This window comes from Bacillus testis (assembly GCF_001243895.1).
GTDB classification, from domain to species: domain Bacteria; phylum Bacillota; class Bacilli; order Bacillales; family DSM-1321; genus Bacillus_AD; species Bacillus_AD testis.
In genome coordinates this window covers 762,911-776,094 of record NZ_LN851186.1, presented here as the reverse complement: position 1 = coordinate 776,094, position 13,184 = coordinate 762,911, and the positions used below count along the sequence as shown (strand labels likewise).

At 43.8% G+C, this 13,184-nt stretch carries 11 protein-coding genes; 6 read left to right on the top strand and 5 right to left on the bottom strand.

Annotated elements, in window-relative coordinates; genetic code table 11:
* The first annotated feature begins 61 nt into the window (after positions 1–61).
* Positions 62–187 (top strand): hypothetical protein, encoded by a 126-nt coding sequence (locus BN1765_RS20555; protein WP_261797551.1) that lies wholly within the window; start codon positions 62–64, stop codon positions 185–187.
* A 160-nt stretch (positions 188–347) separates the two neighbouring features.
* Here the strand turns inward: BN1765_RS20555 and motB are convergent, their stop codons facing one another.
* Together motB and motA are read right to left on the bottom strand one after the other, a co-directional pair.
* Positions 348–1,115, bottom strand: coding sequence for a flagellar motor protein MotB (motB, locus tag BN1765_RS04315; RefSeq protein WP_050614006.1), 768 nt, complete (start codon positions 1,113–1,115; stop codon positions 348–350).
* Positions 1,108–1,899, bottom strand: a complete 792-nt coding sequence (gene motA / locus BN1765_RS04310) for a flagellar motor stator protein MotA (protein ID WP_050614005.1) — start codon at positions 1,897–1,899, stop codon at positions 1,108–1,110. The genes motB and motA overlap by 8 nt, the downstream gene beginning before the upstream one ends.
* Positions 1,900–2,259: 360 nt before the next feature.
* Here motA and BN1765_RS04305 point away from each other — a divergent pair, with 360 nt between their 5' ends.
* The 3 genes from BN1765_RS04305 (at position 2,260) to pflA (ending at position 6,244) form a co-directional block, all read left to right on the top strand.
* Complete coding sequence (locus BN1765_RS04305; RefSeq protein ID WP_050614004.1) at positions 2,260–2,721, top strand: C40 family peptidase; 462 nt, start codon at positions 2,260–2,262, stop codon at positions 2,719–2,721.
* Between the two features lie 489 nt (positions 2,722–3,210).
* A complete protein-coding gene (pflB, locus tag BN1765_RS04300; RefSeq protein ID WP_050614003.1) occupies positions 3,211–5,436 on the top strand; it encodes a formate C-acetyltransferase in 2,226 nt (741 codons plus the stop codon).
* Between the two features lie 73 nt (positions 5,437–5,509).
* The gene (gene pflA / locus BN1765_RS04295; RefSeq protein ID WP_050614002.1) at positions 5,510–6,244 is read left to right on the top strand and encodes a pyruvate formate-lyase-activating protein; all 735 of its coding nucleotides are present in this window, start codon (positions 5,510–5,512) and stop codon (positions 6,242–6,244) included.
* Between the two features lie 102 nt (positions 6,245–6,346).
* Here the strand turns inward: pflA and BN1765_RS04290 are convergent, their stop codons facing one another.
* Positions 6,347–7,999: an FAD-dependent oxidoreductase gene (locus BN1765_RS04290; protein WP_050614001.1), complete on the bottom strand. Its 1,653-nt coding sequence runs from the start codon at positions 7,997–7,999 to the stop codon at positions 6,347–6,349.
* A gap of 196 nt (positions 8,000–8,195) precedes the next feature.
* Here BN1765_RS04290 and BN1765_RS04285 point away from each other — a divergent pair, with 196 nt between their 5' ends.
* Positions 8,196–9,479 (top strand): MDR family MFS transporter, encoded by a 1,284-nt coding sequence (locus tag BN1765_RS04285; protein ID WP_050614000.1) that lies wholly within the window; start codon positions 8,196–8,198, stop codon positions 9,477–9,479.
* Between the two features lie 91 nt (positions 9,480–9,570).
* On the top strand, positions 9,571–10,578 hold the full coding sequence (gene mreBH, locus BN1765_RS04280; protein ID WP_050613999.1) for a rod-share determining protein MreBH: 1,008 nt from the start codon (positions 9,571–9,573) through the stop codon (positions 10,576–10,578).
* A gap of 47 nt (positions 10,579–10,625) precedes the next feature.
* On the opposite strand, the gene BN1765_RS04275 is transcribed toward mreBH, so the two are convergent.
* Positions 10,626–12,389: an ABC transporter ATP-binding protein gene (locus BN1765_RS04275; protein WP_050613998.1), complete on the bottom strand. Its 1,764-nt coding sequence runs from the start codon at positions 12,387–12,389 to the stop codon at positions 10,626–10,628.
* Between the two features lie 18 nt (positions 12,390–12,407).
* Positions 12,408–13,184, bottom strand: coding sequence for a TatD family hydrolase (locus BN1765_RS04270; RefSeq protein ID WP_315969825.1), 777 nt, complete (start codon positions 13,182–13,184; stop codon positions 12,408–12,410).

The following is a 13,184-nucleotide window of genomic DNA, read 5'->3' as shown; positions in this document are numbered from 1 at the left end:
CATTCATCTCCACCGATCATCCATTGAACCAATCGAGTTCTAACTAATAGCCTAAGGAGGAATGAAATTGACCATCCTTCATATTATGAACTACTCGATTCCCATCGTTTGCATGGCAGCAATTGGCTTTTGGCTCGACCATCTGTGCAAGCCTTCAAAAGACTCCGGCAAACAGACCCTTGAATAAGATTACACGTACGCAGGCACAACTATCATTTTGCATTCAGCTCTCTTGCCATAACGACCTTGCAGTTATGGTCTTTTTTGGGTTGCACGCTTTCTCTTATCATTTATGGCCGCCCTGATTCTTTTTGCTGAACAAAAAAAATCTGCCGGTCAGGCAGACTTTACTGATTTAATTCTGTTCTGGGGCTGATTAAGATTTCCACCCGTCTATTCTTCGCTCTTCCTTCAGCTGTATCATTGGATGCAATGGGTTTAAATTCCCCAAACCCTTTGGCGCTGAACCACTCGGGATCCAAGCTTTGGTTCTCCAATAAGACCTTCATGAAATTGACTGCCCTCATTACGCTCAAATCCCAGTTGGAACTATATTTAGATGTAGATATAGGAACATTATCCGTATATCCGCTGATCATAATGCTTCTAGGCGGATCCATGACCATTAGTTTAGCAATTTCAGTAGCGATCCTTTTATCTCCAGGCCGCACATCTGCACTTCCTGATTCAAACAGGACATTATCGCGAATGGTCACCAACAGCCCCTCACCGGATAGCGAAGTTCCTAGCTGCCGGTTTAAGTGATTGTCCGTAATATACTGATTTACTTTTTGCTGCAGCTCCGACAATTCTTTTTGGTCTTTTTCCCCCAGTCCGCCCTTCTCCTCGTGTTCCTTCATCAACGCACCGCTTTTCTCTTTTCCGGTTGTGGGATCCTGCTCGACAGGACTTTGGTACTGAAAGACTCCTGTCCCGCCCGAGAATACGTCATCAAACGCTTTGGAGAGCTGTTTGAATTTCGAGGCATCAATCGAACTCATAGAAAACAAAACAATGAACAGCGCCAACAAAAGGGTCAGAATATCGGCGTATGGAATAAGCCACGATTCGTCGACATGATCCTCGTGCCGTTTCTTTTTCTTCTTCCTAGGCATCCTGGTTCACTTCGCCTTCAAGCCATTTTTTACGGTCGCTAGCCGGCAAATAGGATGTCAGCTTTTGTTCGATGGTTCGCGGCGCTTCCCCCTCAATGATGGACAAGATGCCTTCGATCATCATGTTTTTCATGGCCACTTCTTGCATTGATTTCCGTTTTAATTTATTTGCAAAAGGATGCCACAATACGTAACCACTGAAAATTCCCATCAATGTTGCCACAAAGGCGGCAGAAATAGCCTTACTCAGCTCTTCGATTTTATCCATGTGAGACAAGGCGGCAATCAAGCCGATAACCGCTCCCAATACCCCCAACGTAGGCGCATAGGTCCCCGCCTGTGAGAAGATGGCGGCCCCTGATTGGTGCCGCTCTTCCATTGTATCCAATTCCTCTGTCAAAATATCTCTTATATATTCTGCACTTTGGCCTTCCACCGCTAAATTCAACCCATTCCGCAAAAATGGATCATCCACACTTTCGGATATTCCTTCCAGTGCCAACAATCCCTCTTTTCTGGCAATGACTGCCCACTCAGAGAACGTTTTAATCAATTCTTCCGGTTTGGGAGCCTTTTTTTCCGTGAAGATGATCTTCAACAATTTAGGAATACGTTTAATTTCATTTGTCGGAAATGCGATGGCGACAGCTGCGACTGTTCCGACAATAATAATCAAGATGGCGGCTGGATTTAAGAGAGCCGATGGGTTGACTCCTTTTAATACCATACCGACACCAACTGCCACGAGACCCAAGATTACCCCAATAATCGATGTCTTATCCATGAAACTCACCCAACTTCACTTATATTCTTTCTATCAGTTTTATCGGAAGAAATAGAAGATACATGAGCGTTTTTGTTCATTTTTTATAGTGGGAATATGAAAGGGAAAAAAACATCAGGATAAAAGGCCTTTAAAAAGAGCTCTTAATTGCACAAAAAAAAGACTTTAGACCCAAACGGCTCTATACAACGCAAAAAAGCATTCCGTTCTACAAACGCAATGCCATCCAGTCTTTCAGTCTATTTATGTCAAATGTTGTAATATTTTTGTAACAAAACTTAATATTCCTGTAAATTTAAAAGTAGGAATTATTTGCTATATTAAATCTACCGAACTATTAAACATACCCGGAGGCTCTTTATGAAGAAATTAATGCTATCATCAATCGTCTCTCTGTCTCTTGTTTTAGTATTCCTATTGCCTTCTTATGCAGATGCTGCTGCCTATCAATCTTCCAGTGCAAAAGAAAAAGTAATAGAAGTGGGCAAGAATTACATAGGAACTGCCTATCGATTTGGCGGATCTACCCCTAAAGGCTTTGATTGTTCAGGCTTTATCGGCTATACCTATTCACGGGCAACCGGAAAAAAATTGCCTCGCACAACCACACAACTATTCAGCCAGGGCACAGGGGTTAACAAAAGCCAATTGCAAAAAGGCGATATGGTATTTTTCTCTACATATAAAAAAGGGCCCTCACATGTAGGCATTTATATCGGAAATAATAATTTTCTGCACGCGTCCACTTCACGGGGCGTAACAATCGATTCCTTATCCAATAAATACTGGAATCCTAAATATATTGGAGCAAGACGAATTTAACTATTTGAATTTATTCTTACCACCAACTTCGACCTTTTAAACATCCCCATGGGGTGTTTTTTTGTATGTAAGAGGTTTAAAAATAGCGTACAACGGGGATTAACTTCTAAAAAATCTGCTTTTTCACATCCTTATCACGCTATACTACAAAGTCGGGAAACCTCTTGTTACATTATCTGTTTCTTTTGTATTCTTATTATTGTGATACAGGTTGACAATTGATCGACTTTAAAAGGTTCAATTGATCCTTGGAATAAATACATTTTTATGAACCGGCTGCAATCACTTCCCCTTTCCAGCCAAATAACAAAAATGAAATCGCTATCCACCTACGATTATCCTATTAGAATAAAAAATTGTGTATCAATTCACAAATGATTCGAATTTAATCCGCCATATAAGCTACAAATAGTAGTATGTTTCATATATAATCTGTTATATAAAGAAATACGAAACTGTTTTACTTATACAAGAGAGGCGGGATAAATTATGGAACAATGGAAAGGCTTCCAACCAGGTGCTTGGAACAAAGAAATCAATGTACGTGACTTCATTATCAAAAATATCAATGTCTATGAAGGGGACGATACCTTCCTAGCTGGCCCAACCGAGGCAACATTAACACTTTGGAAACAAGTAATGGATCTTTCAAAAAAAGAACGTGAAGCAGGCGGCGTCCTCGATTTGGACACAAAGATTGTTTCTACTATTACATCACACCAGCCGGGATACTTGAATAAAGACTTAGAAACAGTTGTCGGATTCCAGACGGATGCACCTTTCAAACGTTCATTACAACCGTTTGGCGGTATTCGAATGGCTGAAAATGCAGCTGCATCATACGGATACCATGTAGATAAAGAAGTACAGGAAATCTTCACTAAATACCGGAAAACACATAACCAAGGTGTGTTTGATGCATATACCCAAGAGATGAAACTTGCCCGTAAAGCCGGAATCATCACTGGCCTTCCGGATGCATACGGACGTGGACGCATTATCGGCGATTACCGCCGTGTCGCTCTATACGGTGTAGATTTCTTGATTGAAGAAAAGAAAAAAGACTTAAACAATACAAGTACTATTATGTCCGATGAAACAATCAAGCTTCGTGAAGAGCTTTCCGAACAAATCCGTTCATTGGACGAATTGAAACAAATGGCGGAAAGCCACGGCTTCGATATCTCCGGTCCGGCGAAAAATGCGCGTGAAGCTTTCCAATGGCTATACTTCGCTTACCTTGCTGCGATTAAAGAGCAAAACGGAGCAGCAATGAGCCTTGGCCGTGTATCCAGCTTCCTTGATATTTACGTAGAGAGAGACTTGAAAAACGGCACATTGACAGAAACAGAAGCCCAAGAGCTAGTCGACCACTTTGTCATGAAGCTGCGCCTTGTTAAATTCGCAAGAACACCTGACTATAATGAATTATTCAGCGGAGACCCTACTTGGGTAACTGAATCAATCGGCGGCGTATCGCTTGACGGTACTCCATTGGTTACGAAGAACTCTTTCCGCTTCTTGCACACTTTGTCCAACCTCGGCCCGGCTCCAGAGCCAAACTTAACTGTCCTATGGTCAACAAAGCTTCCTGAAGCGTTCAAGAAATTCTGTGCGAAGATGAGCATCCAAACAAGTGCCATCCAATATGAGAATGATGATTTGATGAGACTTGAGTACGGCGATGATTATGGAATCGCTTGCTGCGTATCCGCGATGAGAATCGGTAAACAAATGCAATTTTTCGGAGCCCGTGCAAACTTGGCAAAAACATTGCTGTATGCGATCAACGGCGGTGTCGATGAAAAAATGAAAATACAAGTCGCTCCAAAATTCGCTCCGATTACATCTGAAATCCTAGATTACGAAGAAGTAATGGAACGTTTCGATACAATGATGGAATGGTTGGCAGGATTATATATCAATACTTTGAATGTCATCCACTACATGCATGATAAATATGCGTATGAGCGCATCGAAATGGCCTTGCATGATACTGAAATCTTGCGTACGATGGCAACAGGAATCGCTGGCCTGAGCGTTGTGGCCGACTCACTGAGCGCTATTCGTTACGGCCAGGTAAAACCGATCCGCGACGAGAACAGCATCGCTGTCGATTTTGAAACAACTGGCGAGTATCCGAAATACGGCAATAACGATGACCGTGTCGACCAAATGGCTGTGGATTTAGTGGAGCGTTTCATGACTAAATTGCGCAAGCATGCAACTTACCGCAACTCCAAACATACGATGTCTATCCTAACCATTACATCGAATGTTGTTTACGGTAAGAAAACAGGAAATACACCTGATGGAAGAAGAGCCGGAGAACCATTTGCGCCTGGCGCCAACCCAATGCACGGAAGAGACACAAAAGGAGCGCTTGCTTCATTGGCATCTGTCGCTAAACTTCCATACCAACATGCTCTTGACGGTATTTCCAATACATTCTCTATGGTACCGAAAGCGCTTGGAAAAGACGATGCCAACCAAGAAAACAACCTGGCTGCGATTCTTGACGGCTATGCAGCTAAAAAAGGGCATCATTTAAATATCAACGTCTTCAACCGTGATACATTATTGGATGCTATGGAGCATCCTGAAGAGTATCCACAATTAACAATCCGTGTATCCGGTTATGCCGTTAACTTTATTAAGCTGACACGTGAACAACAAATCGACGTGATCAACCGTACGTTCCACGGCAGCATGTAAATAAGCTTCATTAAATCTTTACAAAGCTCCCCTCCTTCAACTCCCTTGGCGGGGGGCCAGGAGGGGATTTTTTATGGTAACAGGAAATATTCATTCAATAGAAACATGCGGAACTGTAGATGGGCCCGGTATCCGATACATTGTCTTCACGCAGGGATGCCAGCTTCGGTGCCAATACTGCCACAATGCAGATACCTGGGAAATAGGTACCGGGAAAACAATGTCCGTTGATGAGATTATTCAGGATGTGCAATCTTATATCCCCTTCATGGAAGCATCAGGCGGCGGAATTACTGTCAGCGGCGGCGAGCCACTGCTTCAGATTCCTTTCGTCACTGAGCTGTTCAAGGCTTGTAAGGAAATAGGCATTCACACAACGATTGATTCTTCGGGAGGCTGTTTTTCCGAGAAACCCGCGTTTTTGGAGCAGTTTGACGAACTTTTATCCTACACGGACCTCATTCTTGTTGATCTTAAGCATATTGACCGCGATCAGCATAAGAGATTGACAGGCAAACATAATGACCACATTTTAAAGTTTGCCCAATATCTATCCGACAAACAAATCCCTGTTTGGATACGCCATGTTCTTGTGCCTGGGGTCACCGACTTTAATGATTATCTGGACCGGCTCGGTAAATTCATTGGCACACTGAAAAATGTCCAAAAAGTAGAAGTGCTGCCTTACCATAAACTTGGGGTTTATAAATGGGAAGCACTCGGTTTGAAATATCCTCTACAGGATACAGACCCGCCGTCCGAAGAACGCGTCCAAAATGCATACGAACGTTTAACAAGTTATTTGTAACCCCTTGTCGGAAAACAGAATAAATGCCCGGATATTGTCCGGGAAATAACTTTATTTCGACTTCTGCTAAAACAGCGAAGCGCTAAGCGCTCCGCTGTTTTTTTAATTATTGCCATAGACCTGACTATACGTTTTGTATCCGCCGCTCACATTAACAGCCTGAAAACCATTTAAATCTAGTACTCTTGCAGCGTAATACCCTCTGTGCCCTACTTGGCATGCCACATAAATTTTTCGGTCCTTCGGCAATTCATGAAGCCGATCACGCAATTCTCCCAAAGGAATATTTTTAGAACCTGGAATATAGCCGTTTTCCCTTTCTTGAGGTTCCCGCACATCTATTAGATAACCGCCTTCCTCTACGATTTTGTCGATCTGGTGGAAATGGGCCACTTCAATCTCTTTATCTACTATATGGGAAGCCGCATAGCCCAGGATATTCACCGGATCCTTCGCCGACGAATATGGCGGTGCATATGACAATTCCAACTCTTGAAGGTCATGAACCGTCAATCCACCTTTAATGGCGGTGGCAAGCACATCTATACGTTTATCGATTCCATCTTTCCCGACAGCCTGAGCACCGTAAATCGTTCCTTTGTCGCCGTCAAATATCAGTTTCATAGCGATTAGGCTCGCACCTGGATAATATCCCGCGTGGGAAGCCGGATGGATATGAATGCATTCATACCCGATGCCCATACGTTTCAATGCTTTTTCATTATGACCGGTTGTGGCAACAGTGAAATCGAACACTTTAGCCACCGAAGTGCCAAGTATTCCTGTGTATTCTGTTTTCTTGCCATATATATTGTCAGCGACAATCCTTCCCTGGCGATTGGCTGGACCGGCAAGCGGCACCATCGCAGGCTTACCGAAAATATAGTCTTTCACCTCGACAGCATCACCAATTGCATAAATATGCTCCTCACTCGTTTGGAGAAATCGATCCACAATTATTCCACCTCTTTCTCCTATTTCGAGCCCTGCCTTTACCGCCAGCTCATTTTCCGGTTTCACGCCAATCGATAAGATGGTCAGCTCGGTCTCCAGTTCCTCTCCGCTTGAGAGGATAATCTTTTTTCCTTCCTCCCTGAACGATTGAACCCCATCATTCAATATTAAACGCACGCCCTTAGCCTTTAAATGTTCATGGATAATACATGCCATTTCATAATCCAATGGAGCCATTACTTGTGCAGCCATTTCAACAACTGTAACCTCTATTCCGAGCTCCACTAGATTTTCTGCCATTTCCAGACCAATAAAACCACCGCCGATGACCACCGCCTTACCTGGCTGCTGCTCGGTGACAGCAACTTTAATGCGGTCTGTGTCGGGCACATTTCTTAATGTGTATACGTTCTTTGCATCCTTCAAACCAGTGATAGGCGGTACGATCGGTTTCGCGCCGGGAGAAAGAACCAATTCATCATATGATTCTTCATACTGTTCGCCTGTGTCGATATTGCGGGCGATGATTACTTTTCGATTTGCCAGGATGCCGATTACTTCTGTCTTGTTGCGGATATCCAAATTAAACTTTTGGGACATGCCTTCAACTGTCTGTACCAATAAAGACGGGCGATTCTGTATGACACCTCCTATATAATAAGGAAGACCGCAATTCGCAAAAGATATATACTCCCCTTTTTCGAATAAGACAATGTGAGATTGTTCGTCCAGACGACGTAGTCTGGCAGCTGCAGTTGCCCCGCCGGCCACTCCGCCGACAATGATTATTTTTTTAGCCATTAGATATCCTCCTGTTATTTGCCATCTATCATCATTATATACCCCTTAGGGTATTATTGATAGATGTTCAGAGAGCTTTCACAACTTGTACAAATGTCCACCCTCTCTTCTAGTTCAGCTCTGCCGCCGCACTTGTCTGAATCATACAAAAAATCGTATGATTAAGAAATGAATTGCTTCAAAGGGGGGCACAATAATGAGATTTAAAGATTGGAACGCCAATTTAAAAATTCGCCTAGGTGGCGAAGCGTTGGTGAATATAACATTTTGGATGTTCTTCCCGTTTTTAGCCATCTACTTTTCTGAAGAGTTCGGTAAATCGCTGGCAGGCATTTTATTGATTGTTTCGCAGGCTTTTGCTGTAATCGCTAACCTAATGGGCGGCTTTTTCGCCGATCGTTTTGGCAGGAAGCGAATGATGGTGTTGGCCAGCATCGGCCAAGGGGTTGCTTATCTATTATTCTCACTTGCTTCCTCACCATGGCTGGATTCTGCATGGATTGGCTTTCTTTGTTTTACAATCGTATCCGTCTTTAGCTCCATTTACTATCCGGCCAGCCAAGCGATGATTGCGGATATAGTAAACGAACGGGACCGAAGTGGCGTATTCGCCCTCTTCTATACTTCCGTAAACATAGCTGTCGTGATTGGGCCGATTGTCGGCAGTATTTTTTACAAAGACCATCGTTTCGAGTTGTTATTGTTAGCGGGAATCTCCAATATCCTGCTTGGCATCGTCTACTCCAAATGGATTGTAGAAACGCTCCCGGCGAATTTGCCACAAGTTCGCCGTTCAAGAGAAACAAGTGGGCTTCATTTTTTGATTTCACAAGTAAAGGATTATGGAGTGATCATAAAAGATCATGTCTTTCTCCTCTTTATTGTCGCAGGTATATTGAATGCAATGACCTTCATGCAATTGGATCTTCTGTTTCCTGTATATACAAAAGAAGTCGTCGATATCCAGACGCTCTTTCAATTGGGGGATTGGAGCTTCACTGTAACGGGGGTTAAAACATTTGGACTGCTCGTTGCGGAAAATGGGCTATTCGTCGTGCTGTTCACTATTATCGTTTCCAGATGGATGGACCGCTTTAAAGAAAGAAATGTATTCGTGGCAGCTTCATTGGTCTACGGCATCTCCATGTTGATTGCGGGCGGCACACACTTAGTATGGGGATTGATTTTAAGCATGGCGATCTTCACTCTAGGTGAGCTCATGACGGTCGGCATTCAGAATAGCTTTATTTCAAAAATCGCGCCCGGCCATATGCGGGGCCAATATTTTGCCGCAGCCTCTCTCCGCAATACTGTCGGCCGTATGATTGCCCCGTTGGCGATTCCCATGACTGAATGGTTCGGAAATCAGGCAACCTTTGCCATCCTCTGTGGATTTTCAGTCTTAAGCGGCATCCTTTACTTCATTATGTTCCAGAAACATGATCGGCAGACGATGATACACAGCGGCCAAAGTTTGTAATGTAATTGTAAAAGTCACTTCCATTTACAATCTGTCTGATTCCTATAGAATAGGTAGATGGGGGGTCAAACTTATCGAAAGGGTGACGTACATGTTCTCTTCTACAGAGATAGGTATTGACTTAGGAACTGCTAATACATTAGTTTACACTAAAAATAAAGGAATCGTTTTAAATGAACCATCTGTTGTCGCAATGGATATCCAAACAAATGAAATTTTGGCTGTAGGAATGGAAGCCAAAAACATGATAGGTAAAACGCCCGGTAATATTGTTGCTGTGCGCCCTTTGAAGGATGGCGTTATCGCAGACTTCGATCACACAGCCGCAATGCTGAAACATATTATGAAAAAAACAGGCAAAATACTTAAATTATCCATTAGCAAACCGACTGTTGTTGTTTGTGCGCCTTCCGGTTCTACATCCGTTGAACGCAGAGCCATTGAAGACTCTGTCAAAAGCTGCGGCGCCAAACAGGTCCACCTGATAGAGGAATCCGTCGCTGCTGCGATCGGCGCAGATTTGCCGGTGGACGAGCCGGTTGCATCGGTCATCGTCGATATCGGCGGCGGCACGACGGAAGTTGCCATTATATCGTATGGCGGTGTCGTTGCCTGCAATTCGATCCGCATCGGCGGCGACCAAATTGATGACGATATCGTCCAACATGTCCGGAAGCATTATAATCTTTTAATAGGCGAACGGACAGCTGAACAAGTAAAAATGGAAATTGGATATGCTCTTATTGATCATGAGGAAAGTACCATGGAAGTAAGAGGACGAGATTTAGTGACGGGACTTCCCAAAACGATTACTCTCTCCTCGCTGGAAATCCAGGAAGCCATGAAAGAATCTCTCCTTCAAATGTTGCATACCGTTAAATCCACCTTGGAATACTGCCCTCCGGAGCTTAGCGGAGATATTGTCGATCAAGGTGTTGTTTTGACCGGGGGCGGTGCGCTCATGAACGGCATGCAGGATTGGCTGTTTAATGAAATAGCTGTACCTGTGCGGATGGCGCCTTTCCCGCTTGAATCGGTTGCCATCGGTACCGGCAAATCAATCAGTATGATTAAAAAACTCAATAAATTGGCAAAATAATAGGAAAATCCCCTGCAACCGTTTAAGTTGAGGGGGTTTTCCTATTTTCATGCTTTTTTCTGAAGTTCACTATTTATTTTCAATTGCTGCTGTGCAAATTCCCGGTATAAAGCATGGGTTTCCATCAGCTCATCATGTGTGCCGATTCCGGTAATGACACCATTCTCCAAGAATACAAGCCGGTCTGCATCAACAACAGTGGACAACCGATGTGCAATGACAATGGTTGTCCGGCCTTTCATCAAACGTTCAAGTGCCATTTGCACTGATTGTTCCGATTGGCTGTCGAGACTTGAGGTCGCTTCATCCAGCATCAAAATTTCAGGATTGCGCAACAATGCTCTCGCTATGGCGATACGCTGGCGCTGCCCTCCTGAAAGCTTCAATCCTCTTTCGCCCACTTCTGTCTCGAAAGCATCTGGCAACTCCTCGATGAAATCAAGAGCATAAGCCATTTCTGCCGCCTTTTGCAACTCACTTTCCGTTACTTGGCGGTCCAAACCGTAGCAAATATTGTCTTTGATCGTACCAGCAAGCAAAGGACTTTCCTGTGACACATATCCGATATGCTTCCGCCAAGATTCCAGCGAAAACTCGCTGATTTCTTGTCCCCCTATTTCAATTGTTCCTTGAGTAGGAGCATAATAGCGTTCCAATAGTTTGAACATGGTTGTTTTTCCGCTTCCGCTCGGGCCGACGATTGCTGTTACCTTCCCTTGCTCAATATGAAGATTGATATGGGACAGAATTTCAGCGCCTTCTTCGTAGGAAAAAGAAACATCGTTGAAAGCAATCATTTGTTTTGCATCCACTAAGCTTTTCCCCGCTTGCAGATCCTCTTCCTCTTCATTCAATATATCGATGATGCGGTCAGTCGCCCCAATCGATTTCTGCAGTTGTGTGAAAAATACGGTGATTTGCCCCATCGGCATAATAATCTGGAACAGATACAGAATGAAGGCGACAAGCGAACCGGCCGTGATAGCACCGCTTGATACTTGCATGCCTCCATAGCCGATCACAGCAACAAGCGCCCCCATTAACACCAAGGTGATGATAGGGCCCACCAATGATTGCGTCCGCGCTTCCTTTAAACCAAGCTTAAACAGAGTTGAAATTCCCTTCATGCCGCGCCCGTATTCAATTTCTTCTGCGTTAGAAGCTTTTACAAGGCGGATTTCCGGCAGCACCTGGTTCAGTATACCGGTGAACTTTGCTGTTTCAGCCTGTGTTTCTTTTGAAATAGAGTGCATCATTTTGCCGATTGGCACCAATATGGCAGCCGCAACCGGCAGGACAATGAAAATCAGCAATGTCAGTCGCCAGTTCATGACGAAGAGAATAATGATACTGCCGACAACGGATATAATACCTGTTATGGCGCCCGTTATATGGGTGGTGATCAATTCTTTGACCACCATCGTATCATTCGTCATCCGGCTGATCATTTCGCCAGAACCATTACGGTCCGAATAAGCTACTGGCAGCCTGACAAGCTTTTTCCACAGCAATTCCCTTAAGCCGGCAATGATTTTTTGGCCATTATAGCCGAGAGCGTATGTAGCATAGGCGCTCAATGCTGCTTGTACAATGAACACGATAATGATCAAACTGATTTGTTTTACGGATAAAGAAGACATGCTGAACCCATCCACCAATTGTTTCGTCAACAATGGAATCAAAAGGCTGACCAATGTCGTAACAACACTTAGGCCCAAAGCGAATATCAGTCTCCCATAGGATGGGTTGGTTGCCTTCATTAAGGAAAGGAAGGGCCTGAAGCTCCCTTTATTCTTATTATTTGTTTTCATTTTTCCTCCTGTAAATGCTTAACTCTCTCCATTATACAGTCCATAAAAAAGAATACTATGCCTGAATGTTTTCTCCCATACTTTTTCTGTCTCGATTCCTTTGATTTTCGCTAACTTATACATGCTGTCCCTGATCATGAGCGGATTGGTCATCCGATTGCGGAACGGTCCTTCGAAGGGCCAGGGACCGTCCGTCTCCAGCATGATCCGGTCAAGTGGATACAGGCTTGCTAGATGCTGGATTTCTTTTTCATAGCAAATATCAGGGGTGATGGATATGCTGTATCCATTATCGATCATTCTTTTTATGAGAACATCCTCTCCCTTGAACCAATGAAAATGGGCTTTTGTGACGCCATGCTTTTCAAGGAGATCGCAGGCTATAGCGCCATCTTCGTAAACAGCATGCAGGACGATTGGTTTGTTATGCTTCTTGGCGAACAGGATGAATTTTTCTAACAACTCGATATAACCTTGCACTTCCAATCCGGGGTTTTCCTGTCTCTTATAATAAGGCAAACCTACTTCCCCTACGGCAACCATTGTATCCACATGCTGTTCCATCCAACGAAACAGTGCGTCAATCTCCTCTTGCTTCGGCAGCTCCTGCTCCGGATGGAAACCATACGCCGGCTTGACTCGTGGATCATGCAGCGCTAATTGATGGTTCGTTTTACAGGAAGCAAGATCCATAGAGACCGCAATATAATAATCTACTTCTGGAAGATTCAAGATGATTCTTCTTTGTTCCTCCGAATATGTATCCAAATGGATATGGCTGTCAATCAATTGCAT

Bases quoted from the DNA above. Each gene is read 5' to 3' on its own strand.
- BN1765_RS20555 (WP_261797551.1), top strand. From the start codon at position 62: ATGAAATTGACCATCCTTCATATTATGAACTACTCGATTCCCATCGTT.
- motB (WP_050614006.1), bottom strand. From the start codon at position 1,115: ATGCCTAGGAAGAAGAAAAAGAAACGGCACGAGGATCATGTCGACGAA.
- motA (WP_050614005.1), bottom strand. From the start codon at position 1,899: ATGGATAAGACATCGATTATTGGGGTAATCTTGGGTCTCGTGGCAGTT.
- BN1765_RS04305 (WP_050614004.1), top strand. From the start codon at position 2,260: ATGAAGAAATTAATGCTATCATCAATCGTCTCTCTGTCTCTTGTTTTA.
- pflB (WP_050614003.1), top strand. From the start codon at position 3,211: ATGGAACAATGGAAAGGCTTCCAACCAGGTGCTTGGAACAAAGAAATC.
- pflA (WP_050614002.1), top strand. From the start codon at position 5,510: ATGGTAACAGGAAATATTCATTCAATAGAAACATGCGGAACTGTAGAT.
- BN1765_RS04290 (WP_050614001.1), bottom strand. From the start codon at position 7,999: ATGGCTAAAAAAATAATCATTGTCGGCGGAGTGGCCGGCGGGGCAACT.
- BN1765_RS04285 (WP_050614000.1), top strand. From the start codon at position 8,196: ATGAGATTTAAAGATTGGAACGCCAATTTAAAAATTCGCCTAGGTGGC.
- mreBH (WP_050613999.1), top strand. From the start codon at position 9,571: ATGTTCTCTTCTACAGAGATAGGTATTGACTTAGGAACTGCTAATACA.
- BN1765_RS04275 (WP_050613998.1), bottom strand. From the start codon at position 12,389: ATGAAAACAAATAATAAGAATAAAGGGAGCTTCAGGCCCTTCCTTTCC.
- BN1765_RS04270 (WP_315969825.1), bottom strand. From the start codon at position 13,184: ATGCAATTGATTGACAGCCATATCCATTTGGATACATATTCGGAGGAA.